Annotated in this window: 21 protein-coding genes; 10 read left to right on the top strand and 11 right to left on the bottom strand. The window is 73.4% G+C overall.

Annotation, left to right across the window (positions count from 1 at the left end; translation table 11 throughout):
• Nucleotides 1–16: 16 nt before the first annotated feature.
• Nucleotides 17–1,171 carry a GTP-binding protein gene (locus Q5530_RS17250; RefSeq protein ID WP_415363400.1) on the top strand — a complete coding sequence of 385 codons (1,155 nt, stop codon included), beginning with the start codon at nt 17–19 and terminating at the stop codon, nt 1,169–1,171.
• A 56-nt stretch (nt 1,172–1,227) separates the two neighbouring features.
• Here the strand turns inward: Q5530_RS17250 and Q5530_RS17245 are convergent, their stop codons facing one another.
• The 4 genes from Q5530_RS17245 to Q5530_RS17230 are packed head-to-tail and all read right to left on the bottom strand — an operon-like array spanning nt 1,228 to nt 5,216.
• Entirely contained in the window at nt 1,228–2,097 is an 870-nt protein-coding gene (locus Q5530_RS17245) for an anchored repeat-type ABC transporter permease subunit (RefSeq protein WP_415363398.1), read from the bottom strand.
• The gene (locus Q5530_RS17240; protein WP_415363397.1) at nt 2,094–2,846 is read right to left on the bottom strand and encodes an anchored repeat-type ABC transporter ATP-binding subunit; all 753 of its coding nucleotides are present in this window, start codon (nt 2,844–2,846) and stop codon (nt 2,094–2,096) included. The genes Q5530_RS17245 and Q5530_RS17240 overlap by 4 nt, the downstream gene beginning before the upstream one ends.
• Nucleotides 2,839–3,705, bottom strand: coding sequence for a choice-of-anchor M domain-containing protein (locus tag Q5530_RS17235; protein WP_415363396.1), 867 nt, complete (start codon nt 3,703–3,705; stop codon nt 2,839–2,841). The genes Q5530_RS17240 and Q5530_RS17235 overlap by 8 nt, the downstream gene beginning before the upstream one ends.
• Nucleotides 3,693–5,216 carry an anchored repeat ABC transporter, substrate-binding protein gene (locus Q5530_RS17230; RefSeq protein WP_415363394.1) on the bottom strand — a complete coding sequence of 508 codons (1,524 nt, stop codon included), beginning with the start codon at nt 5,214–5,216 and terminating at the stop codon, nt 3,693–3,695. Before Q5530_RS17230 ends, Q5530_RS17235 begins: the two co-directional genes overlap by 13 nt.
• Nucleotides 5,217–5,459: 243 nt before the next feature.
• On the opposite strand from Q5530_RS17230, the gene Q5530_RS17225 reads away from it, so the two are divergent.
• From Q5530_RS17225 to Q5530_RS17210, 4 genes are all read left to right on the top strand, one after another.
• Nucleotides 5,460–7,685, top strand: coding sequence for a choice-of-anchor M domain-containing protein (locus tag Q5530_RS17225; RefSeq protein WP_415363393.1), 2,226 nt, complete (start codon nt 5,460–5,462; stop codon nt 7,683–7,685).
• An 87-nt stretch (nt 7,686–7,772) separates the two neighbouring features.
• Nucleotides 7,773–9,263: a choice-of-anchor M domain-containing protein gene (locus tag Q5530_RS17220; protein WP_415363391.1), complete on the top strand. Its 1,491-nt coding sequence runs from the start codon at nt 7,773–7,775 to the stop codon at nt 9,261–9,263.
• Nucleotides 9,264–9,324: 61 nt separating this feature from the next.
• Nucleotides 9,325–10,344, top strand: a complete 1,020-nt coding sequence (locus Q5530_RS17215; protein ID WP_415363390.1) for a DUF916 domain-containing protein — start codon at nt 9,325–9,327, stop codon at nt 10,342–10,344.
• A 471-nt stretch (nt 10,345–10,815) separates the two neighbouring features.
• Nucleotides 10,816–13,026 carry a cellulose binding domain-containing protein gene (locus Q5530_RS17210; protein ID WP_415363388.1) on the top strand — a complete coding sequence of 737 codons (2,211 nt, stop codon included), beginning with the start codon at nt 10,816–10,818 and terminating at the stop codon, nt 13,024–13,026.
• Nucleotides 13,027–13,102: 76 nt separating this feature from the next.
• On the opposite strand, the gene Q5530_RS17205 is transcribed toward Q5530_RS17210, so the two are convergent.
• Entirely contained in the window at nt 13,103–13,588 is a 486-nt protein-coding gene (locus Q5530_RS17205; RefSeq protein WP_415363386.1) for a hypothetical protein, read from the bottom strand.
• A gap of 82 nt (nt 13,589–13,670) precedes the next feature.
• On the opposite strand from Q5530_RS17205, the gene Q5530_RS17200 reads away from it, so the two are divergent.
• Entirely contained in the window at nt 13,671–14,648 is a 978-nt protein-coding gene (locus tag Q5530_RS17200; protein WP_415363384.1) for a squalene cyclase, read from the top strand.
• A 7-nt stretch (nt 14,649–14,655) separates the two neighbouring features.
• On the opposite strand, the gene Q5530_RS17195 is transcribed toward Q5530_RS17200, so the two are convergent.
• Nucleotides 14,656–15,612: an alpha/beta fold hydrolase gene (locus Q5530_RS17195; protein ID WP_415363383.1), complete on the bottom strand. Its 957-nt coding sequence runs from the start codon at nt 15,610–15,612 to the stop codon at nt 14,656–14,658.
• Nucleotides 15,613–15,732: 120 nt separating this feature from the next.
• Here Q5530_RS17195 and Q5530_RS17190 point away from each other — a divergent pair, with 120 nt between their 5' ends.
• Entirely contained in the window at nt 15,733–16,683 is a 951-nt protein-coding gene (locus Q5530_RS17190; protein ID WP_415363380.1) for a helix-turn-helix transcriptional regulator, read from the top strand.
• A 168-nt stretch (nt 16,684–16,851) separates the two neighbouring features.
• Here Q5530_RS17190 and Q5530_RS17185 read toward each other — a convergent pair whose 3' ends face one another.
• Both Q5530_RS17185 and Q5530_RS17180 read right to left on the bottom strand, forming a co-directional pair.
• A complete protein-coding gene (locus Q5530_RS17185; protein WP_415363378.1) occupies nt 16,852–17,514 on the bottom strand; it encodes a lytic polysaccharide monooxygenase auxiliary activity family 9 protein in 663 nt (220 codons plus the stop codon).
• 583 nt (nt 17,515–18,097) lie between these two features.
• Entirely contained in the window at nt 18,098–19,051 is a 954-nt protein-coding gene (locus Q5530_RS17180) for an ArsR/SmtB family transcription factor (RefSeq protein WP_415363376.1), read from the bottom strand.
• Nucleotides 19,052–19,200: 149 nt separating this feature from the next.
• Between Q5530_RS17180 and Q5530_RS17175 the strand changes: the two genes are divergently transcribed.
• Both Q5530_RS17175 and Q5530_RS17170 read left to right on the top strand, forming a co-directional pair.
• The gene (locus tag Q5530_RS17175) at nt 19,201–19,593 is read left to right on the top strand and encodes an SH3 domain-containing protein (protein ID WP_415363375.1); all 393 of its coding nucleotides are present in this window, start codon (nt 19,201–19,203) and stop codon (nt 19,591–19,593) included.
• A 215-nt stretch (nt 19,594–19,808) separates the two neighbouring features.
• A complete protein-coding gene (locus Q5530_RS17170; RefSeq protein ID WP_415363373.1) occupies nt 19,809–20,612 on the top strand; it encodes an aminoglycoside N(3)-acetyltransferase in 804 nt (267 codons plus the stop codon).
• A gap of 32 nt (nt 20,613–20,644) precedes the next feature.
• On the opposite strand, the gene Q5530_RS17165 is transcribed toward Q5530_RS17170, so the two are convergent.
• The 3 genes from Q5530_RS17165 to Q5530_RS17155 form a co-directional block, all read right to left on the bottom strand.
• Entirely contained in the window at nt 20,645–21,421 is a 777-nt protein-coding gene (locus tag Q5530_RS17165; RefSeq protein WP_415363372.1) for a DUF899 family protein, read from the bottom strand.
• A 110-nt stretch (nt 21,422–21,531) separates the two neighbouring features.
• Nucleotides 21,532–21,675 carry a hypothetical protein gene (locus Q5530_RS17160; protein WP_415363370.1) on the bottom strand — a complete coding sequence of 48 codons (144 nt, stop codon included), beginning with the start codon at nt 21,673–21,675 and terminating at the stop codon, nt 21,532–21,534.
• Complete coding sequence (locus Q5530_RS17155; protein WP_415363368.1) at nt 21,660–23,132, bottom strand: family 43 glycosylhydrolase; 1,473 nt, start codon at nt 23,130–23,132, stop codon at nt 21,660–21,662. The genes Q5530_RS17160 and Q5530_RS17155 overlap by 16 nt, the downstream gene beginning before the upstream one ends.
• A gap of 426 nt (nt 23,133–23,558) precedes the next feature.
• Here Q5530_RS17155 and Q5530_RS17150 point away from each other — a divergent pair, with 426 nt between their 5' ends.
• Nucleotides 23,559–24,008 (top strand): YbaB/EbfC family nucleoid-associated protein, encoded by a 450-nt coding sequence (locus tag Q5530_RS17150; protein WP_415363366.1) that lies wholly within the window; start codon nt 23,559–23,561, stop codon nt 24,006–24,008.
• Nucleotides 24,009–24,011 lie beyond the last annotated feature (3 nt).

The following is a 24,011-nucleotide window of genomic DNA, read 5'->3' as shown; positions in this document are numbered from 1 at the left end:
ACCCGGAAAGAACCCCATGACCGCCGATCCGCGCGTCCCCGTCACCGTCCTGTCCGGCTTCCTCGGCGCGGGCAAGACCACGCTGCTCAACCACGTCCTGGCCAACCGCGAGGGCCGCCGGGTCGCGGTGGTGGTCAACGACATGAGCGAGGTCAACATCGACGCCTCGCTGGTGTCCGGCCGGGGCGGCGAGCGCCTGGTCGAGCTGACCAACGGCTGCATCTGCTGCACCCTGCGCGAAGACCTGCTGGAGAGCGTCGGCGCGCTGGCCCGCGAGGGCGGTTTCGACACGATCCTGATCGAGTCCACCGGCATCTCCGAACCCATGCCCGTCGCCGCCACGTTCGAGTGGACCTTCGAGGACGGCACCAGCCTGTCCGACCACGCCCGCCTGGACACCATGGTCACCGTGGTCGACGCCGCGAACTTCCTGTCCGAGCTCGAACGCGGCGACCGGCTCGACGAACGCGACCTCGCCGCCGCCGAGGACGACGAGCGCGGCATCTCCGACCTGCTGGTGGACCAGGTGGAGTTCGCCGACGTGCTGGTGCTCAACAAGACCGACCTCGCCACGCCCGAACAGCTCGCCACCGCGGAGGGGCTGCTGCGCAAGCTCAACCCGAACGCCCGCCACGTCCGCGCCCACCGCGGCGTGGTCGACCTGGCGGAGGTGCTCGACACCGGCCGCTACGACCCGGTCACCGCGGCCACGTCACCGGGCTGGGCCGAGGAGCTGGCCGGCACCCACACCCCGGAGACCGAGGAGTACGGCATCCGCTCGGTCGCCTACCGGGCCGACCGCCCCTTCCACCCCGCGCGCCTGGTCGAGGCGCTGGCCGGCTGGGAGGGGGTGGTGCGCAGCAAGGGCTTCTGCCACATCGCCAGCCGCCCCCGCACCCTGGCCGTGTGGTCCCAGGCCGGCCCGACCATGACCATCGAGCCCGGCGAGCTGCTCGACGGCCCCACCGCCCGCCAGGAGCTGGTCTTCATCGGTGTCGGCCTGGACCCCGACGAGCCCCGCCGCCGCCTCGACCCGGCCCTGCTCACCGACGCCGAGCTGGCCGCCGGACCCGCCGCGTGGCGGCGGATGGACGACCCGCTCCCGCCGTGGGACGACCCCGAGGCGCACGAGCACCACCTCCCGCTCCCCCGCCACCGGGCGGAGCGCTGAACGAGGGGGTGGGGCCCGGCACCCCGGGCCCCACCCCCTCGTCCGCCCTCACGGGATCACGGCCGCTCCCCCACCGGGACGGCGGTGCGGCGGGCTCGCGTGAGCAGGCCGTGGCGGGGCGCGAAGAACCAGCACAGCAGGAACACCGCGGTGAGGGTGAGCACGATCAGACCGCCGGCGGCCAGGTCGAAGGCGTAGGACAGGTAGAGGCCCACCACGCTGCCGCCCGCGCCGATCAGCGGGGCGAGCAGCACCATCGCGCCGAGGCGGTCGGTGAGCAGCCGGGCCGCCGCGGCGGGGGTGACCAGCAGGGCCAGCACCAGGATGTTGCCCACGGCCTGCAACGAGATGACGATCGCCAGGGTCACCATCACGTGCAGGGCCAGGTCGAGCCAGAACACCGGCAGGCCGACCGCGCGGGCCTGCTCGCGGTCCAGCGTCGTGGCGGTGAACCGGCTGTTGAGCAGGCCCGTGCCCACCAGCAGCAGCGCGCCGACCACCGCCACCGAGAGCACGTCCGCGTCGCTGATGCCCAGGATCGAGCCGAACAGGAACGACTCCAGCGACCCGCCGTAGCCGGGAGCGGTGCTGAGGACGACGATGCCCAGCCCGAACGCGGCGGCGAAGAAGATCCCGATGACCGAGTCCTCCTTGAGCCTGCGGTTCTGGGCGAACACGGCGATCAGCAGCGCGGTGACCACCCCGGCCACCGCGCCGCCCAGCACGAGGTCGAGGCCGAGCACGAAGGCGACCGCGATGCCGGGGAACACCGAGTGCGCCACGGCGTCGCCGATGAACGCCATGCCGCGCAGCACCACGTGGCTGCCGATCACCCCGCACACCACGCCCGACAGCAGCGCCACCAGCAGCGCCCGGCGCCAGAAGTCGTACTCCCACGGCGCGGTCAGGAACTCCAGGGCCGTCACCCGGTCACCCCCCGGGCCTTGAGCAGCTGATCGGCCCGGTCCAGGCCGAAGGTCCGCAACCAGATGTCGGTGTCGGCCAGCGCGGCCGGCGCGCCGTCGGCCACGACGGTGCGGTTGAGCAGGCACAGCCGGTCGCACAGCGCGGTGGCGGCGGCGAGGTCGTGGGTGGTCATCAGCACCGCCACGCCCTCGTCGCGCAGTCCGGCCAGCAACGCGCCCAGCAGCTCCTGGGTGGGCGCGTCGATGCCGGTGAAGGGCTCGTCGAGCAGCAGCACCTCCGGCCGCAGGGCCAGCGCCCTGGCGACCAGGACCCGTTGCCGCTGGCCGCCCGACAGCTCGCCGACCGGCCTGGTGCGCAGTTCCGCCAGGCCGACGCGGTCCAGGGCGCCGGCCACGGCCTCGCGGTCGCGGGCGGTGCGGCGGCGCAGCGGACCGGTCAGGTGGGTGCGGCCGGTGGCCACGGCGCCCTCGACCGTGATCGGGAAGTCCCACGCGAACTCGTGGCGCTGCGGCACGTAGCCCAGCGAGCCCTGCGCCTGGCGGGGCGTGCGGTCGCCGAGGGCGACCGAGCCCCGGTGGAGCGGCACCAGGCCCAGGGCGGTGCGCAGCAGGGTCGTCTTGCCCGCGCCGTTGGGCCCGATCAGGCCGACCAGCTCGCCCCGCCGCAGCCGGAAGTCCACGTCGGACAGCACCTCGCGGCCGCCGAGGTGCACGGTCGCGCCCCTGATGTCGAGCACCGGGTCAGTCATCGCCGTTCCTCCTCGCGCGTCGGCGGGACCGGACGGCGAGCAGCGAGGCGAGCACGCCCGCCACCAGCGCGGCGGCCGTCGCGAGCAGGCCCCACGGCGGTCCCGGGGGGTCCTCGGCGGTCCCGTCGGCCGGTCGCGCCGCCGTGGTCGGCGGCGTGGTCGCCCGACGCTCGACCTCGGCGAACGCCGCCACCGGGTCACCCGGTCCGACGTGCACCCTCAGCGTCGCGCGGTCGGCGCGCCCGTCCGCCGCGGCCATCTCCACGTCCAGCAGGTAGGCGCCGGGCGCGGTGAACACCCAGTTGCCGTGCGCGTGGGTGCCCGGCTCGACCGCGGTCTCCTGCGGGTAGGGCCGCTCGCTGCTGAAGAGGGTCACCGGGGCGCCGAAGTCGCCGTTGAGGAACAGCTCGAAGCGGCCCGGCCCGCGCACGCCGTGCAGGCGCCAGTCCACGCCGCGCCCGGCGGTGTCGACGACGCCGGGGTCCTGGGTGTTCCACCCGGGCCACACCACGCCCGGGGCCTGCACCTGCGGCAGCACCCAGATGGCGCTGCCCGGCGCGCCGAGGAAGGCGTAGGCGGGGTCGTCGGGGACGGTGTTCCCCGCCGCGTCCACGACCTGGAGCACCACGTCGGCGGGGTCCCGCCAGACCGGTTCCCCCTCGGTGTCGTCGCGCAGCCGGAGCACCCAGTTCCCGTCGACCAGGCGCGGACCGAGGTCCACGTGGCCGTCGGCGATGACGACGGGCTCGGCGGCGGGCTCGGCGGCGTGCGCGACCGGCGGGGCGGGCAGGACGGCGGCGAGGGCCGCGAGCAGGGCCATGAGCAGGGCCGGGACCAGGGTCGGGATCAGGCGAGGCACCGGGCGACCTCCTCCGCGTTGTGCCGCATCATGTCCACGTAGCCGCGGGCGCGCTCGTCGAGGGAGTCCCCGTAGAGCAGGCACACCCGGACCCCCTGGTCCCGGGCGACCTGGGTGAGCACCGAGGCGCGCCGGGCGAGGTTGGGCTCCGTGAACACGGCGGGCACCCCCAGGTCGCGGATGGTCCCGGTCAGCCTGCGCACGTCCTCGACGCTGGGTTCCTGCGCGGGGTTGGGCACCACGAACCCGGCCACGTCCATCTCGTAGGCGTCGGCGAAGTAGCCGAACGCGTCGTGGGTGGTGATCAGGTTGCGGCGCTGCCGGGGCAGCGCCGCGACGGTGGCGCGGACGTGGGCGTCGAGCTCGTCGAGCCGGGCGGTGTAGTCGCGGGTGTTGCGGTCGTAGTCCGCCGCGCCGCCGGGGTCGGCGGTGCGCAGCGTGTCGCGGATCAGCTCCACGTAGGCGCGGGCGTTGCGCACGTCCTGCCACAGGTGCGGGTCGATCTCGCCGTGCACGTGCTTGCCCAGCACCGCCTGCGGCAGCTGGTGCACCGGAGCGCCGGCCGCGCCGAGGAACGCGAACCTCGGGTCGTCGGGCACGGTGGTGACGGCCTTGTCGGGCACCTCGATGACCGCCTCGGCGGCGGGCACGACGTCCTGGGTGGTGCCGCCGTCGCGGTCGTTGACCGTGTACAGCTGCCCGGTGTCCAGGTCGACGGTCAGGTCCGTGTGCCCCTCGGCCAGCACGGTGCCCCCGACGCCGCCCGGGTCGACGCCCACCGCGAAGGTGAACGTGCCCTCCCCCAGCGGGACCGGATCGCCCCCGGTGTTGAGCAGCGAGGCGCGCAACGCCAGCCGGTAGGTGCCCGGCGCGGTGAACGCCCAGTTGAGGTGCGTGTGCGCGGCGGGCGGCAGGGTGGCGGTGTCCGCGTCGGTCAGGCCGTCGCCGGAGTCGAAGTACGTCACGGGCCTGCCCAGCGACTCGGTCAGGTAGGCCACCAGTTCCCCGGGCCCCTCGACGGCCGTGGCGGTGAGCCGGACCTCCGAGGTGCGCGTGGCGCCGAGCCGCTCCCCGTCACCGCGGACCCGCAGGCCCAGCCACAGCACGTCCAGCCCGACGTCCTCCACCAGCGGGATCACGTTCGCGCCGTACGTCTCCGACGCCTCGGCCAGCGAGACGTTCGGGGTGCCCTCCCGGGCGTTGGCGTCGACGGCCCTGATGAGCCGCTGCTCCTCCAGCAGCAGGTGGTTGGTGAACGTCACGTCCGCCGCGGCGACCTTCTTCGCGTCGGCGGGCGTGGGTTCGTAGGAGTGCGGGTCGCCACCCGGCGGGACGAGCGAGTCCACCCGGACCCGCTCCCCGCCGACGTTGCGCACCAGGTCGGCGAGGATCCCGGTGGTCGTGACCACGGACAGCCCGTCGTCCGCGCCTCCCGTCGCGGAGGTGCACGAAGCGGTGGACAGGACGGCGCACAGGGCCGCGGCGACGCGCGAGGGCGCACGCACTCGCATGGTTTCTCCGACCTCCAGACGCCCGACGCCGATCGGCGGGGCACGGCGAACCTAATACGAACGAAAATCATTTTCAACCAGCCGCCGGTATTCGAGTCGCTCCTCACGGCGGGCCTCTCGCGGCGGGCGTGACGAGCCGATCACGCACCGCACTTTATTGAAAACGGTTATCGTTCCAGCTACGGTGGGCGCGTCCAGTCCGGCGGAAGGGGAGACGTGCGACCGCGACCAGCGCAGTCCACTGTGGATCGACCAGGCGCGCCCCGGTCGGCGCGCCTCTGCCGGGCCGCGGCCACCCTCCTGGCCGCGGCCTGCGTCGCCGCCGGGACGCCGGTCCCGGCCCTGGCGGACGCCGGGCCCGCGCCGGTCCCGCCGCCGCGGCAGCTGCTCGCCACCGGGCACGCCGACCTCGTGTCGGTGTCCCTCGGCGCGGGCGGCCTGGTCGTCACCGGTCGGTCCGATGTGGACGGTGAGGCAACCCGGTTCGACCCGGCGCGCACGACGGTGAACGTCACGGACGCCGCGCTGCGGCCGGCGCCGGGCTCCCCCGCCTACGACTTCCTCGGCGTCCCGGCGGGCACGCCGGTCCACGTCGTCCCGCAGGCGTTCCGGCCCGGGGTGCTGTGGGCGGGCTGGAACACCGAGGCGATCCCCCGGGGCGCGGTGGCCGGGGACGCGGTGGACATCACCCTGCGCGACGCGCGCGGACCGGGCCGGGTCGAGGTCTACCTCGCCGGCGTCGACGGCCCCGAGAGGGTGTGGAGCTCGCGCGACCCCGGCCTGCGGACGGCGCGCGTGGCGGTGCCCGCGCACGCGCACGCCAACTGGGCGTTCACCGCGCCCGGCGTGTACGAGCTGGAGTTCGCCGCGACCGCCACCACCGCGTCGGGCACGCCGCTGGCCTCCGCCCCCGTCCGGTACGTCGTCGCGGTCGGCCCGCTCGCCGCCGCCCCGACCGGGACCGCGCTCGACGTGGCGGAGGACGCCGGGGGGCTCCGGCTCACCGCCCGCGTCTCCGGCGGACCGGCGCACCTCGACGGCGGCGTCCCGACCGGCCGGGTCGAGTTCCACCGCCACCACGCCGACCGGGACGAGGTCGTCGGCCACGCGGCGCTGGACGGCGGGGTGGCCGTGCTCCCGGTCCCCGACGACCCCGACGCCCTCGCCCACACCGCCCGCTTCGTGCCCGAGGTCCACGACCTGGTCGCGGCCTCCGAGTCACCCGCGGTCGCGAACCCGCGCGCGCCGCCCGGCACCACCGTGGTCGGCGTCCGCGACCGCTACGCGGCCGGCGACACCATCACCGCCACGGCGCTGGTCGCCCCCGAGCGCCCCGACCACACCACCTCCTGGTGGACCAGGCAGGGCGGGGTCACCACGCCGCGCGGGACCGGGCACGTCCTGACCACCGCGGCCACCCCCGACCTCGACGGCGCCGAACTCGGGTTCGACCTGGTGGACGCGACGGGCGTCGCCGTGGCCGCCGCGCGGGCCGTGCCCCTCCGGGTCGATCCCGCCACACCGTCGACCACCACTCCGCCGAGCACACCACCGTCCACCACCGGGCCGTCCACCACCGGGCCGACGACCGCGCCGACGACCGCCCCCGCCCCGGGCACTCCCGCCCCGGCGACCGCCACCACCGAACCCTGCGTCGCCACCGAGGTCACCCGGACCGCGCCGGCCGGTGAGGTGGAGGTCGTCACCGACGGCCACTTCGACTACGGGCCGGTCGTCGAGGGCGGCGCGCTCACCGCCCGCGTCAAGGACGACCGCGACGGCTCCCCCGAGTGGCGCGACCCCGCCGGGTACGTGTTCCACCTGACCGACACCGCGCGCACCACCCCGCCGGCGGGCTCGGACCACGACTTCCTGGGCGGCGGTCCGGTGTGGGCGATGCCGCTGACCCAGCGCTCCGGCATCCCGTGGATCGGCTGGAACACCCAGCACCCGTCCGTGCCGGGGACCATCACCGGGGACGTCACCATGACACTGGAGGGCGTCGAGGGCCCGGGGCGGCTCGCCGTCTACGGGCAGGACCCGTTCGGCGGGGTCGGCGACCGCTACTTCGGCACCGTCGAGGGCTTCCCCCGGTCCACCGCGGTCCCGGTCGGCCGCTCCGGCGTCCACGTGCACGGCGTGTGGGCCTTCACCGCGCCCGGCAGCTACTCGGTGACCTTCACCTTCTCCGGCAGCGCGGACGGACGACCCCTGACCGCCAGGAGCACCCTCGCCTTCCACGTCGGTCCCGGCGACCCCGCCGCGGCCAGGCCCGAGGCCCGGGTGGTCGACCGGGTCGGTCGCACCGCGAGCGGGCGGGAATGCGCGCTCGACCCGCGGAACCTGGCCGACACCGGCCTGGGGGGCGAGGTCCTCGTCGGCCTCGGTGTCGCCGCCGCCCTCCTGATCCCCCTGGGCTTCCTGCTCACCAGCCTGTCCACCCTGGCGGCGGCCCGTCGACGTCCCTGATCCCCCGGGGAGGGGGTCCCTCCCTCCCGCCGTCCCCACCGTGCCGCGCCCTCAGCGCGGCCAGAACCGAGGAACAACGTGAACGCAGTGCAAGACCGCAGAACCGGACGCCGGGCCCGGCGGCACACCGCCGCCCTGGCCTCGGTCACCGCCCTGGGGCTCACCCTGGGCTCCCTCACCGGCACCGCCCACGCCGAAGCCGCGTACGCCGACAAGCAGGTCGTGTCCGAGGGTCACGTGGACGTGTTCTACGTCGACGTCGTGGACTCCGCGCCCGTGCTGGTGGCGCACACCGCCGCCGGCAACGTCTCCCCCGCCGACCTGGTGATCCAGGCGAAGCCGTCGGTGGCCTCGCGCACGGTCAGCGCGACCGTCGCCGGCCTGCCCGGGTGGAAGGCGCAGGGCGAGACCTACTACCTGCTGCCCCAGACCTCCCAGGCGGGCCAGGTGTTCGGCGGCTTCGGCCACAGCTCCGCCGTGGCCGAGGGCACGTCGGTGACCTACGACCTCGACTCGGTGCAGGGCCCCGGCGCGTTCGCGCTGTGGCAGAACGGCGAGGACGGCCCGAACGTCTTCCTCGCCTCCGCCGACGGCGGGCCGAGGTCGTTCACCAGCGCGGCCGACCACGAGCACGTCAACTGGGGCTTCACCGAGCAGGGCGAGTACCGGGTGACCGTGCGCGCCGCGGTCACGCCGCCCGGCGGCACGCCCGCGCAGCTCCAGCCCGTCACCTACACGTTCTTCGTCGGCGAGGAGCTGCCGCAGGACCCCGGGCCCGACCCCGGCACGCCCGCCACGCAGCTCACCATCACCGGGCTGGCCGCGCACTACCACGCCGGCGGCGTCGCGACCCTGACCGCGGTGCAGACCCCGCAGACCGACGAGGAGCACTACCACTGGTTCACCCGCGCCGCGGGTGAGACCGACTGGTCGTTCGTGCCCGACGCCTACACCGGCAGGTACGGGTTCGTCGTCCGCACCGCCGACGACAACCGCGAGATCAAGGCCGCGCTCTACAACCACGACCACCAGGTGATCGCGGAGTCCGCGCCGGTCGTCGTCGACGTGGACGACCACGGCAACGACCCGGTCAACGGCCCGACCATCACCACGACGCTGAGCGCGCAGGAGGGCGTGCTGGCGATCAGCGTCGCGCCGGAGAACCGCGAGGTGGACCTGGGCGCGCTCACGCTCAACCCGGCCGCCGACCGCTACACCGCCGCCGGCGCGCTCAAGCCGATCACCGTCACCGACACCAGGGCCGACAACCCGGGCTGGAACGCCTCGGGCCGGGTGCGGGCCTTCACCACGGTCGACGGGCAGCAGCTCGGCGGCAGGTACCTCGGCTGGACCCCCACCGTGCTGTCCGCCACGGCGAACCAGACCGTGACCGCCGGCCCGCGGGTCGACCCCGGCTTCACCGCGGGCAACGGCCTGGCCACCTGGTCGCAGCTGGGCACCGCCCCGGCCGGCGCCGGGCGCGGCACCGCCCAGCTGGGCGCCGAGCTGGGTCTGGAGGCCCCCGCCGACCTGGCGCCGGGCACCTACCGGGCCATGCTCATCCTCACCGCCATCTGACCCACCCCCGGTGCGGGTCCGCTCCGAGGAGCGGACCCGCACCACCCCTCCTGGAGCACCCGTGAGAACCCCGTTGGCCGTGGCGGTCCTGTCCCGCGCCGCCTCCTTCGCCGCCGTCGCCGCGCTGCTGCCGGTGCTCCCCGCAGCGGCACAGCCCGCCGACCGGCAGACCTGGTCGGTCGCCCCGGCCTCCGCGTCCGGACCCGACGGCCGGGCCCGGTTCGACCACGTCGTGGAACCGGGGATGCGCTACGACGACCACCTGGCCGTGCGCAACCTCGGGGAGCGCGACCTCACCCTGGACCTGTACGCCGGCGACGCGGTCAACACCGGTACCGGCGGGTTCGACCTGCTGGCGCGCGACGAGGCGTCCGCCGTCGTCGGGGACTGGGTCACCCTCTCCTCGCCGCAGGTCGTCGTCCCCGCCCGCGACACCGTGGTGGTGCCCTTCAGCGTCACCGTCCCCGCCGACGCCGAGCCCGGCGACCACGTCGGCGGCCTCGTCGCCGCGCTGACCTCCGGCGGGAACACCCCGGTCGAGGTGGAGCGCCGGGTGGGCAGCAGGCTCTACGTCCGGGTGGCCGGGCCCATCACCGCCTCCGTGCGCGTCGACTCGGTGACCCCCACCTACCGGGGCACCCCCAACCCCGCCGGGACCGGGGAGGTGGACGTCACCTGCACGATCGTCAACGAGGGCAACCTGCGCCTGGCCCTGCGCCCCTCGGCGGCGGTGAGCGGGCCGTTCGGCCTCGGTGAGCGCTCGACCACCGGCGAGGTGCTGCCGGAACTGCTGCCGGGCAACGCCGTGACGCTCACCCTGACCGTCGCCGGCGTCTGGCCGCTCGGTCCGCTCGACGTGCGGGTCCGGGCCGAGCCCGTGGCCTCGGCGGCGCAGTCCCTGGGCGGCGCGGTGGAACCCGCGACCGCCGACGCGTCCGTGTGGGCCGTGCCCTGGACCGCGCTGGGGGCCCTGGCGCTGTTCCTCGGCACCGTCATCGCGCTGTGGCGGGTCCGGCGGAAGATCCGGGTGTTGCGCGAGCAGCCGTCCCGGACAGGTGGGAAAGCGCTTGCCGAGTCGTGAGCGCCGGGTTCACGTCGATGAACGGTCTGGTAACGCTCCCAGAGTGAGGTAGCAGTGCACTGGAGCCATTCAGCCCTGCTGCTTCTCGACCAGACGGATGAGCGGGCCCGTCCTGCGGGACCACGTCGCTCGATCAGCCGAGACGGGTGGCGAAACTTTATCGAACAGGCGGTTGACACCGGGTCGACCGCGTTCGTACGGTCTACCTCGACATCCCGGGTGCCTGAACAGGTTGGGTGCCAAGCGAATCCCGATGACGACCAAGGCCGCGCAAGCAGCCCGACCCAGGGTGACCGCCTTCTGGATAGCGCTTTCCAGATCGCTGCCGGGAGGAAGTGAATCGTTTCACCGTCGAGGACGACGGGCGTGAACGACCACGCTGTCGAACGGACACGTCCAGCTCTTTCTGGGAGCGCTCCCAGAAAGAGCAGAGCGAATGGAGCAACGGTGCTCATAACCTCGCGCACACGGATGGCGGTCGCCGCTGCGGCGATCAGCGCACTGACCGGCGGACTCGCGGTGGCGGGAGTGGCGTCGGCCGCTCCTGGCTGTGGGGTCGATTACGTGGTGCAGAACAGGTGGCAGGGTGGGTTTTCCGCCGGTGTCACGATCACCAACCTGGGTGATCCGGTGGACGGGTGGAGCCTGGCGTGGGCGTTTCCGGGTTCGGAGCGGTACGGCCAGGGTTGGAACGCGGTGTTCGCCGCTTCGGGTGCGGGTGTGACCGCGTCCAATGTGGACTACAACCGGGTGATCGGTACCGGTGGTACGGCGTCGTTCGGGTTCAACGGCACGATGAGCGGCAGCGAGGTGGGTACGCCGGCGTCGTTCGCGCTCAACGGGACGGTGTGCACGGGTGGTGTGGCCCCGACGACCACGACCACCACCACTACGACGACGACCACGACGACGACCACGTCGGACCCGGGTCCGGGTCCCGCTCCTGGTGATCCGACGGGTCGCAGGCAGGTGGAGCGGTTGGATCGTGGTGTGGTGAGTGTGCGGTCGGGTGGTGGGAACCTGGTGAGTTGGCGGTTGTTGGCGGGTGATCCGCAGAGCGTGGGGTTCAACGTCTACCGGGGTGGCACGAAGCTCAACGGCAGTCCGGTCACCGCCTCGACCAATTTCCTGGACGGTGGTGCGGCGGCGGATGCGTCGTACACGGTGCGCGCGGTGGTGGGCGGGGTCGAGCAGCCGGCGTCGCCCGCCTCCCTGTCGTTCGGTTCGGGTTATCGGGATGTGCCGATCTCGTCGCCGGGCAGCGGGTACGGCGCGAACGACGCGAGCGTGGGGGATCTGGACGGTGACGGCGACTACGAGTTCGTGCTCAAGTGGGACCCGGACAACGCCAAGGACAACTCGCAGTCGGGTGTGACCGGCAACGTGTTCGTCGACGCCTACCGGCTGGACGGCACCCGGTTGTGGCGGATCGATTTGGGTCGCAACATCCGGGCGGGTGCGCACTACACGCAGTTCCAGGTCTACGACTACGACGGCGACGGCCGGGCCGAGGTGGCGATGAAGACCGCCGACGGCACCCGCGACGGCCGGGGCACGGTGATCGGCAACGCGGGCGCCGACCACCGCAACTCCGGCGGCTACATCCTCACCGGTCCCGAGTTCCTGACCATGTTCGACGGCCGGACCGGCGCGGCGGTGTCCACGGTGAACTACGACCCGCCCCGCGGCACCGTCTCCTCCTGGGGCGACAGCTACGGCAACCGGGTGGACCGCTTCCTCGCCGGCACCGCCTACCTCGACGGCGCCCGCCCCAGCCTGGTCATGGCGCGGGGCTACTACACCCGCGCGGTGGTCGCGGCGTGGGACTTCCGCAACGGCGCGCTGACCAAGAGGTGGACGTTCGACTCCAATGCCTCGGGCAACTCCGGCTACGCCGGCCAGGGCAACCACTCCCTCAGCGTCGCCGACGTCGACCAGGACGGCCGGGACGAGATCGTCTACGGCGCGGCCACCATCGACGACAACGGCCGCGGCCTGTGGACCACCGGCCTCGGCCACGGCGACGCCGGCCACGTCGGCGACCTCGACCCCACCCGCCCCGGCCTCGAATACTTCAAAGTCTCCGAGAGCAGCAACCAGCCCGGCTCCTGGTTCGCCGACGCCCGCACCGGCCAACGCCTCTGGACCACCGCCTCGGGCAGCGACAACGGCCGCGGCGTCTCCGGCGACATCCACCCCGGCAGCCCCGGCGCGGAATCCTGGTCCAACGCCGACAGCCAACTGCGCAACACCCGCGGCACCGGCATCGGCCGCAAGCCCTCGTCGGCGAACTTCCTGATCTGGTGGGACGGCGACCCCACCCGCGAACTGCTCGACCAGACCCGCATCGACAAATACGGCACCGGCGGCGACACCCGCCTGCTCACCGGCTCCGGCGTCGCCTCCAACAACGGCACCAAAGCCACCCCCGCCCTCTCCGCCGACCTCCTCGGCGACTGGCGCGAAGAAGTCGTCTGGCGCAAGTCCGACAACACCGGCCTGCGCATCTACTCCACCCCCACCCCCACCGACCGACGCATCCCCACCCTCATGCACGACACCCAGTACCGCGTCGCCATCGCCTGGCAGAACACCGCCTACAACCAACCCCCACACCCCTCCTTCCACATCGGCAACGGCATGACCACCCCACCGTGGCCGGACGTGCACTACGCGGGATGACCTCCACTTCCGAACCGCTCGCGTGTGCCCGAGCCGACGGCTCGGGCACACGCGTGTGCCGCCTCAGCCGTCTGCGTCAGGACCGGTGGAGGTTCCTCAGGACGAACAGGTTGTCGGCCGGGTCGACGGTCGCGTGGAGCAGCGCGCCGGGTCGGAATTCCGGGTCGGCGGAGCCGCGGTAGGTCGCCTCGAACGGGGGCACGTCGTCGCCGCTGATGCGCAGGCGCAGCACGGCGGTGTCCGCGCTGCCGTCGCCGGGGTCGACCAGCTCCAGCTCGACCACCTCCGCCACCGCCGGGCGGCCGGCGCGCAGCAACCGCCCGGTGTCCTCCCGGTGCTGGTCCGCGTCGAACCACAGCGCGATCCCGATCGGCAGGATGAGCAGCAGCACCAACGCCTGGATGGGCACGCCCGCCCACCACGGCACGTCGGTGGTGAACAGCACGACCGCGGGGATCGGGACCACGAGCCAGCACGACACGGCGCACCAGCGGAGCAGCAGCCGCGCTCCCCTGCCCCCGAACGACGCCTGCCTGGCGGTGACGCCTTCGCCCTCGACCACCCGGTCATGGTAGCCGGACCGCACCACCGGCCGAGGGCCTTCCGACCACCGCCCGGGAACCGGTCGACTACCGTCGCCCCCCATGGTGACCACGGCCTCGACCACCTGGCTGCTCGACTCCGACCCGGCTCTGCGCTGGCAGGTGGAGCGCGACCTCCTCGGCGAGCCACCGGAGGTGTGGGGGGCGACGCGGGCGAGGGTCGCCACCGAGGGCTTCGGCGCCCGCCTGCTCGCACTCCAGGACCCGGACGGCCAGTGGGCGGGCGGCGCGTTCTTCCCCGCCGGCTTCGACTTCAACGGCCCCGAAGCGGTGGAAGGCGCGGGCCAGCCGTGGACGGCGACGACCTGGGCGCTGAACGCGTTGCGCGAGTGGGGTGTGGACGCCGAGGTCCTGCGCAGGCGCCGCACGGTCGAACTGCTCGCCGAGAACAGCCGCTGGGAGTACGACGACCTGCCGTACTGGGGCGGCGAGGTCGACTGCTGCATCAACGCGTGGACCGTCGCGAACGGGGTGTGGCTCGGGGCCGACGTCGCCGGCGTCGTCGACTGGTTCGTGGAGCACCGGCTGCCCGACGGGGGCTGGAACTGCGAGTGGGTCGAGGGCTCGACGCGCTCCTCGTTCCACTCGACCCTCAACTCGCTCAAGGGGTTGCTCGCCCACGAGGTCGCGACCGGCGGCACGGACGCCACCCGCGCCGCCCGCCGCGCCGGTGAGGAGTACCTGCTGCGGCGCGGCCTCTTCCGCCGCCTGTCCACGGGCGAGCCGGTCGCGCCGTGGGTGGACCGCTTCTCCTACCCGTTCCGCTGGTTCTACAGCGTGCTCAACGCGGCCGACTACTTCCGCGAGGCCGCGCTGCTCGACGGCACTCCCCCCGACCCGCGCATGGCCGACGCGATCGGGCTCGTGCGCGCCGCGAGGCAGCCGGACGGCACCTGGCTCCAGGCCCGCCGCCACCCCGGCCGGGTGTGGTTCGAGGTCGACGTGCCGGCGGGTGAGCCGTCGAAGTGGCTCACCCTGTCCGGGACGCGGGTGCTCGACTGGTGGGACTCGCGGGCCTGAGGCGCGTTCAGCGGGCCGCCGGGCGGGCGGCGGCCCGCTGGTCCAGCCACGTCAGGATCGCCCGGTTCGTCTCGTCCGGCTTCTCCTGCTGGATCCAGTGACCGCAGTCCAGACCGGTCACCTCCACGTCGGGCACGAACTCCGCCAGGCGTTCGGACCTCGGGATCGTGTCGCGGTCGCCGTAGATCATGAGTGCGGGCTGCCGGACGACCGGGTCCACGTCGGCCAGCAGGCGCCAGTTGCGGTCGAGGTTCCGGTACCAGTTGATGCTGCTGGTGAAGCCCGTCGAGGCGAAGGCGGAGACGAAGACGGCCAGTTCGTCCTCGCTCATGACGGGCTCGCCGAGGGGTGCCTCCGCCGTGGCGAGGTCGATCATCGCCATACCCGGCCGAGGAGGTTTCGGGGGCTCGTCCTTCCGGAACGTGTTGCGCAGGAACTGGGCCGTGTGCTCGTCGAGCACGGCGTCCGCGACGCCCGGCTGCCGGTTGAAGTGGACGAAGTAGGAGTCGGGGCCGAGCACGGCCTCCATGGAGTCGATCCAGGGCACCTCTCCGCGCTCCTGGTAGGGCAGGCTCAGCGCCACCACGCCGTTCACCCGGTCCGGGTGCAGCAGGGCCAGGCCCCAGACGACGAACGCGCCCCAGTCGTGGCCGACGAAGGTGGCGTCCTCGTAGCCGTGGTGGTCGAGGAGTGCGACGAGGTCACCCGACAGGTGCTCGATGTCGTAGGCCGTCACCTCGGCCGGGCGGGACGAGTTGCCGTAGCCCCGCTGGTTCGGGACGATGACGTGGTAGCCCGCCGCGGCCAGGGCCGGCACCTGGTGGCGCCAGGAGAAGGCGTGCTCCGGCCAGCCGTGGCAGAGCACGATGGGCTTCGCGTTCTCCCGGCCCGCTTCGAAGACCTCCAGCTCCACACCGTTGACGGAAACCGTGGTGGGTTCGGGGAAGTCGGTCGGATCGGACATCGCGTTTCTCCCTGTGGTTCGTCGGCGTCGGCGCAGCCGGCGGCCGGTGCGGTCGGGTCGCCATCGTGCCGACCGAAACAGGTCACCCCGTGACCGGTTTCCCGTGGGAGTGTTGCCGGTGTGCGAGCCGACCGGCTGATGGCCGTCCTCCTGCTGCTGCAACAGCGCGAGCAGCTGACCGCGGCGGAGGTCGCCCGGGAGCTGGAGGTGTCCGAGCGCACCGCCCGCCGCGACTTCGACGCCCTGGCCGTGGCCGGGGTGCCCGTGTACTCCATCCAGGGCCGGGGCGGCGGCTGGCGCCTCGTGGGCGGCGCCCGCACCGACCTGTCCGGGTTGACCGCGGGTGAGGCCCGCGCCCTGTTCCTGGTCGCCGGCCCGGCCTCGGCCGCGGCGCCGGCCGTGAAAGCGGCGCTGCGCAAGCTCGTCCGCGCCCTGCCGGAGCCCTTCCGGGCGCAGGCCGAGGCGGCGGCGTCGTCGTTGGTCGTGGACCCGCAACGGTGGGGGTCGGACCGGGTCCGGCACCGGCCGCCGCCCCGCTTCCTCGACGAGCTCCAGGACGCGGTGATCCGCGGCGTCCAGGTGCGGCTCGGCTACGTCGACGGCAACGGCGCCGAGACCGGGAGGACCGTCCACCCGCTGGGCATCGTCGCCAAGGGCCCGTCGTGGTACCTCGTCTGCGACACCGACGCCGGCCGGCGGACCTTCCGGGTCGACCGCGTGTCGTCCGCCGACCCGACCGGCGACCCCGTGCGCCGACCCGACGACTTCGACCTCGCCGAGAGCTGGCGCGAGATCGCCGACGAGGTCGACCGCAGGCGGACGCCCCTGGAGATCCAGGCGACCTGCGCACCCGACGGGACGGCCCGGCTCCGGATGGTGCTCGGCGACCGGCTCGAGATCGGGGGTCCCACGACCGACGGCCGCGTCGAGGTCGTGATCCGCGGCTACAACGAGTACGCCCTCGCCGGCGAGCTCGCCGGGCTGGTCGAGTGGCTGGAGGTGACCGGCCCCGCGGGTGTGCGGGACCACCTGGCCTCGATCGGCAACGCACTCGTCGAACGGTACGGCTGAGACCGACCCGTCGCCGGTCGTCCACGGCGTGTTCGGTGTCGGGGACCGGCGCCCTCGGCGGGCGTCAAGAGCACCCCGGGGATGTCACCGGTGGAGAAAGCCCGGCCCGACGCCGATACCGCCGGCGCCGGGCTGGGCACTGCACAGTTCTTCGGTTCAGCCGGCTGGTCAGCCGAAGTTCACGTCACTGCACCACATGTAAGCCTGGTCCAGGTGCGAAGCCTGCCAGATGGTGAACACGACGTGGTGACCCCGGTAGGAGCCGTTGGTCTGGACGTTGAACTTGATGTCCTTCGCCGGGGCGTAGCGGCCGGTCGTGGTGACCAGGTCGAGGTCGCCCCACCCGAGCCGCTGGGTGCTGGGGTCGTAGCTGTTCTTGCTGACGTAGACCCGGAAGTAGTCGGCACCGTGGCTGGCCTGGTCGTACAGGTGCATCTGGAAGCTGCTGCCGACGCTGGTGGTCCGCCACTTGCCGGGGTTGTTCAGGGCACTGTTGCGCGAGAGGTTGTTGCTGCAGAGCTGCCCGTTGGGGGTCGCGCCCTGGAAGTTGCCGCCGAGCCCGTCCCGCAGCGCGCTCATCCAGTTCCACATGGTGTCGGCGTTGGACTGGAACGCCTGGTAGCACATGGGGTCCTGCTGCTGCATGGCCGGGTTCGTGTGCTGGCTGCCCCAACTCTGCCAACACTGGTAGGCACGGGTGGCGGGGCCGACGATCGTGCCGTGCGCCGAGGCCGTCGGGGTCCAGACGAACATGGTGGCCAGCATGCCGATGACCAACGCGATGATGCCCCGCCGACGGTTGGCGGACCCGGAGGTACTGCGCATACGCATGGTTGAGCCTCCACTCTTGGAGTGATTGAGCGGCGGTGATCGATATGGGAGCGCTCCCAGAAACAAGCAGTAGCGTATACGTCACTCAGCGAAACTTCAACGAAACTTTGGGCAAGCTCGCGACCACTACACCGACCTGGGCAACGACCTCCCCCGTTCGGGAGCTGACCTGCACTGATGCGACCACGACAACGGAAGGCGGCGGCCGCCTCCGGCAGAACCGGCCAGGCCTGGAGCACGACCGACACCGGGCCCGCCCCACGGGGATGAGCCGTTCGGCGGAGAGCGGGCCGGCCATCCGGTCCCGCGACCGCTCCCCACGACCAGCGGCGGCGGAGCCCGCCTACCGGACCACCTCGTCGGCGGCCCGCGCCATGTCGCCGGGCAGGTGGCGGGCGGGCGGCCGGGTACGCGCAGGCGGCGGGGCTGCGGCGGAACAGCCTGTCGCCGCGGGCGCCCCCGGACCGGTCTTCGCCGCAGGTGGCGGCGGGGCACGCGCGGTGGTCGACCCGGGGTGCGCGTGGCCCTGACCGCGCGGCGTTGCGCGGCGGTGGCGCCCGACCGCGGTCCACCGCCACCGCGCTCACCGCCCGGACGCCGGCACGCGTCCGGTCACCAGGGCCTCCCCCAGCGTGGTCAGCGAGTGCACGGTCCGCGTGCCGTGCCTGGTCGTCCGGAGCAGGCCGGCGCCGCGCAGCACCCCGGTGTGCCGGCTCACCGACGCGGGCGACGTGCCGACGCGGCGGGCCAGCTCGGTGGTGCCCGCGCCGGTGCGGGCGCACTCCAGCACGGCGCTGCGGGTCGGGCCGAGCAGCTCGTCCAGCCCGCCCGGCGCGGCTCCGGTCCACCGGTCGGCGTCCGAGATGGGGTACACGAGCACCGGCGGCAGGTCGGGGTCGGCGAGCGTGCCCGGCCGGCGAGCGAAGTACGAGGGCACCAGGCGCAGCCCCCGGCCGCGCGGGTGCAGGTCCCGGTCGTGCGGGGAGTCGACCTCCAGCACGGAGCCGTCCCACCGGGCGTGCGGGCGCAGACCCGCGAGCAGGCCCGGCACGCCGGCGTCCACGAGGTCGCGGGCGCGGCGGGCGCGGTCGGCGTTGACGCTCTCCCGGACCACCTCGGCGTGCGGTTCGACGAGCACCGAGTGCAGGTGCCGCACCACGTCCGCGAGCACGGCCGGGCCCCTCGGCCCGCCCAGCAGCGGGTCGACCCACGCCGGCAGCGGTCCCAGGCGCCCCAGCTCCGCCGCCAGCCGGTGCGGCGGCGTCGCGCGCAGCGCCGCCAGCCCCGCCTCCAGCCCGTCGGCCGACTCCGCCGGCGTGAGCAGGTCCGACACCGGCGCCAGCACGTGCAGCAGGCGCGGCGCCGGGTCGCGGCGGTCGAGCCGCTTCCGCACCGCGTTCACCCAGTCGTGGAATACCCGTGGCTGAACGTGGTCGCGCAAGCGGTCGCCGGCGAGCACCACCTCCCACAGCGGGTCGGCGGTCGGCGCGACGGTCGTGCGCACGAGGTCGTCGATCGTGAAATGGATGCGCAGCAAGGTGTTTCCCCCCTGGTTGAAGTCCCCTGGGGACATGATGACCGGACTTTTTCGCTCTGGCGCAACACTCTTGTGAAGTTCACCCGTCGGGAGGACAGTCGCTTCTGCCTGGGGAAACACCGACAGGAAGACCGAAAGAGGGGGAGAACATGAGGGGAACGTTGAGGCTGGCGGCGGCGGTCGCGGGAATGGCGCTGCCGGCGGTGCTGCTCGCGGCTCCGGCGCAAGCGGGGACGACCGGGGGCGACGACGTGGCGACCCGGCACTACGCCTGCAACAGCTCGGTGGTGCCGCCGAACTCGGACCCGATCTCGGCGATCACGGGCGGCACCTCCGGTGCGCGCATCCGCACCGGCTCGTCGACGTCCTGCACTGTGGTCGGCACCATCGAGCCCTCCCACCAGCTGGACTACCACTGCTGGACGCTCGGGAACGACGGCGCCACGTGGACCTACCTGCGGAACGCCACCACCAACAGGCGGGGCTGGGTCCGCGACGACCTGCTGCCGGGCAACGGCAGCAACTACGCCTGCCCGAACTGACGCACCGGGAGCACGACCGGACGCCGCGGCTCTACGGCCGCGGCGTTCGGCTCGCGCCTGGGTCACCGATGGCCGGTGTCCGAACCGGACTCGGGGTGGCCTGGCGGGGCCGGCCGACGCAGGTGGCTCGGTGGCTCGGTGGCTCGGTGTCCAACGCGGGTGGCTCGGGTAGCTCGGGTGGCTGGCTCGGATGTGGCGGTCCCTATCCTGCGGCGGTGCCGAAACCGCCCACCGGCCCCCTGTGCACGCGGGACTCCCTCGCCGCCCAACTCGGCGAGGCGGGCCTGCGCGCCGGTGACACCGTCCTCGTGCACTCCTCGTTGAGTTCGCTCGGCTGGGTCTGTGGCGGGGCCGGGGCCGTCGTGTCGGCGTTGCTCGGCGTCCTGGGCCCGGACGGGACGCTGGTGGTGCCCACGCAGTGCGGCGACAACTCCGACCCGGCGCGGTGGCGGAACCCGCCCGTGCCCGAGTCGTGGTGGGCCGACATCCGCGCCTCGATGCCGCCCTACGACCCGCGCACGACCCCGTCGAGCGGCATGGGCGTGGTCCCCGAGGTGGTGCGGACCTGGCCGGGGGCGCTGCGCAGCGCCCACCCGCAGACCTCGTTCGCCGCGATCGGGCCGCGCGCCGCCGAGGTGGTGGCGGACCACGCCCTGGACAGCCAACTCGGTGAGCGCAGTCCGCTCGCGCGGCTGGAAGCGCTGGGCGCGCGGGTCCTGCTGCTGGGCGTCGGCTTCGACTCCTGCACCGCGTTCCACCTGGCCGAGTACCGCCTCCCTGCCCCGCCGAGGGCCGACAACTCCTTCGCGATCACGACACCGCGCGGTCGGGTCTGGACGACCGTCCGCGACGTCGCCGTCGACGGCGACGACTTCGCGGAGCTGGGCGCGGCGTTCGTCGGGGAGCGGCCGGTCCACCACGGCCGGGTGGGTGCGGCGGGCACGCGGTTGTTCCCGCTGGCCGAGGCCGTCGCGTACGCCGAGGTCTGGTTGGCGGAGCACCGCGCCGGGCAGGGATGAGCGGGCACAGGTGAGCGGGCAGGGGTGACCGGTCAGTGGTGGCCGTGCCGTCCCAGCGTCTCCACGGGGGTCGCGCCGGGGCGGGTCCACTGCGGCACGGGGCGGCTGGTCGGGCCCCAGGTGGGGTTCCCGTCCACGTCCGAGCGCCAGTACCAGCACGAGTGGCGCCCCTCCGGCCACCCCTCGGGGTTGTCCTCCCACGCCTCGCCGCGACCGCGGGGCGTCATGTCGAGCAGGCCGAAGGTGCCGGCGGCCGCCTCGTTGCCGCGACCCGTCGTGGAGTAGGTGAGGAACGCGCGGTCGCCGTCGCGCAGGAAGCAGGTGATGAACCCCATGTCGCCGCCGACCGGCTCCGCCACGTCGCGCACCGAGTACCAGGGCTGCGCGTAGCCCATGAACTCGACGTAGGGCGCCACCTCCTCCCACCGACCCGTGGTCAGGACGGCGAAGGAGACACCGCGGGCCTGGGCGTAGGCGGTGTCCCTCAGGTGCCAGGCGTTGACGGTGCAGCCCTCGCACTGCCCCTGGTGCGGCGCGCCGTCGTGCCACATGTGCTTGTAGACCACGAGTTCGTCCCGGCCCCGGAACAGGTCCAGGAACGGGACGGGACCGTCGGGTCCGACGACCTCGGTGGTCGCGTCGAACTCCACCACCGGCAGCCGGCGGCGGGCGGCGGCGATGGCGTCGCCCTCGCGGGTGTGGGCCTTCTCGCGGACCAGGAGCTCGTCCCGGGCGGCCTGCCAGGTCGCCCGGTCGACGACGGGCGGGCGGCCGGGCGCGGTGGTGGGGTCACTCGGCGGGGTTGTCATGGCGTCTCCGTGGTGTCTCGTGCCGGGAGGGGTCCTACGACGTCCTACCAGAACGGACGCACGACCCGGGGCACCGCGCCGCCCCGGGGGAGCCCGGTCCCAGCGCGGGTTCACCGCCGGAACCGGCCGGCCACCGCGGTCAGCGCGTCCCCGCTGATGTCGGCCCGGTACAGCCGGGCCCCGCGCAGGCGGGCGAGGGAGAGCGCGTCGCGGACGTGGGCCACCGCGTCCCCGGCGGTCAGCCGACCAGCCACCGCTGGTTGGCCTGCCCGGTGCAGGTCCACTGCCGGACCTCGGCGCCGGGTTCGGTGGCGAAGTCGTAGTCGTCCAGGCAGAGACCGCTGTACCGGTTGACCAGGGTGGTGGTGCCGCTGGTGGTGGTCAGCCGCCACTGCTGCACGGCCAGTCCGTTGCAGGTCCACTGCTGCACGACCGAACCGGCCGCGGTGCCCCAGTCCTTGTTGTCCAGGCACAGACCGCTGTGGCCGTTGGTCAGGGTGTGGTAGCCGTCGCCGGTCGGGGCCAGGTACCAGTCCTGCACGGTGGCCCCGTTGCACGTCCACTGCCGGACCTCCGCGCCGGGCGCGGTGCCGAACTCGTAGTCGTCCAGGCAGAGGCCGCTGTGCTGGTTGCGGACGCGCACCCGCGTGGTCGACCCGCCGCTCTCGCCCGAGGGGCCCGGCAGGACGGTCGAGGTGGGGACCGGGACACCGAGGTTGGGCGTGCCGTCGGCGTTCCACGAGATCTTCTGCACGCGGGTGGTGCGGGTGGTGCCGCAGCCCTGCGAGGCCGAGGAGTTGGCGTGGTAGGCGATCCAGGTCTCCGTGCCGTCCGGCGAGGTGAAGAACGAGTGGTGGCCGGGACCGAACACGCCGTTGGCGTCGTTGCGCTGGAAGATCGGGTTCGGGAACTTGTACCAGGACGAGACCGCCAGCGGGTCGCCGCCGCGGTACTCCAGCGTGCCCAGCTTGTAGTCCGCGGTGCCGCAGTAGCTGGCCGAGTAGGTCAGGAACGTGCGGCCGTTGCGCTGGAGGGCGAACGAGCCCTCGTTGACCGGCTGGCCCTGCCGCTCCCAGGCCAGGGTCGGCGCCGAGATCCGGGTGCCGTGGGCGGACACCGCGGTCGGGGAGCTCATCGGCGCGATGTAGATCGACTGGAGCCCGTCGGCGTGGAAGGCCGAGTAGTGGAAGTACAGGGCGCCGTTGAGCTTGAGCACCGCGCCGTCGATGGCCCAGCCGTTGCCGGGCACCAGGTCGAGCACACCGCGGTAGGTGTAGGGGCCCGCCGGGTCGTTGGCGGCGCTCTCCAGCACGTGGGTGCGGCGCTGACCGTAACCGGAGCGGGGTTCCACCGAGTAGTAGACGTACCAGCGGTTGTTGACCTGCTCCAGGTGCGGGGCCCACATGGTGCAGCAGCCCTCGTTCTGGGTCGCGGTGAAGATCCGCGTCTCGGGCGCGCCGCGCAGGCCGGCGATCGTGGAGGACCGGCGCATCAGGATGTCGGAGCTCCACGTCGTGGCGACGTAGTAGTAGTTGCCGTTGTGCTGCACCAGCGTCGGGTCCGCGCTGTTGGGCGCGGGCACGACCGGGTTGGTGAACGACGGACCGGGCGCGGCCTCGGCCCGGGGCTGGACCGCCGTGGTCAGGGACAGGGCGGTGAGGAGGGCGGCGACGAGCGGCAGGAGCCGCCTCCCGCGGTGTGCTGACAGCATTGCGCGCTCCCGGTGGCAGGGGTGGGAGGGTCGGACCGGACCGGTGTCGATCTCCTCGGTGGAGGGGCGCGCCGCTCGGGAACCGACGATGTTTGCGTTAACATAGGATGCGAAGCCAGTGTGTGACACAGGACACGATCATGTCAAGAGCCAAGGCAAGCCTCCGCAGCTTCTCCCCCTCACCTGGGAGTCGATCCTGTTAGCGTTAACAGATCGAGGGCTCGAACACGTCGCCGGTCGCCTCTCCGACCGGTGGCCGCCACGGGACGGGCGGGCGTTGGCGATCCCGGCGCCGTGCGCGGCGGGTGCGGCGGTTCGGGTCAAGCGGTTCGCCCGAACCGGTCATCTTGGGAACGTACTCACCTCCGCGGTCGTCCCAGTCGCAGTAGCGTGGCGCGGTCTTGACCGTCACCGGAGGGGGAACCGATGACCGATCCGTTGACGAACGTGCAGCGCCTGGTGGACGACTGGGAGCGCAACGCGCAGGAGAAGGCGGCGCGGTACGAGGCGATGCGGCAGGAGGTCGAGCGGATCTCGATCACCCGCTCGGCGGCGGGCGGGGCGGTGAGCGTGACCGTCGGTTCGAACGGGATCCCGAGCGCGGTGGTCATGACCGAGGGCGTGTCGCGGTTGCGACCGGAGCAGGTCGCGGCGGCGGTGATGGAGGCGATGCGCGCGGCGCAGGCCGCCTACCCGGCGGAGTTGGCGCGGATCGTGGACCAGACCGTGGGCGGGACCGAGTCGGGGCGGCACATCGTGGCCACCGCGGAGCGCAACTTCCCGCCGGTCGAGCCGGAGTCTCCGCCGCCAGGACCGCCGCGTCGCCCGCGTGGGAACGACGACGGTGATTTCAGCGGCGAGAGCTACCTGGGGTGATGT

The organism is Saccharothrix sp. BKS2 (assembly GCF_047689505.1).
In the GTDB taxonomy this organism is placed as follows: Bacteria; Actinomycetota; Actinomycetes; order Mycobacteriales; family Pseudonocardiaceae; genus Actinosynnema; species Actinosynnema lopnurensis.
Note: the sequence above shows the minus strand (reverse complement) of the source record. Positions and strands in the feature narration are given on the sequence as shown.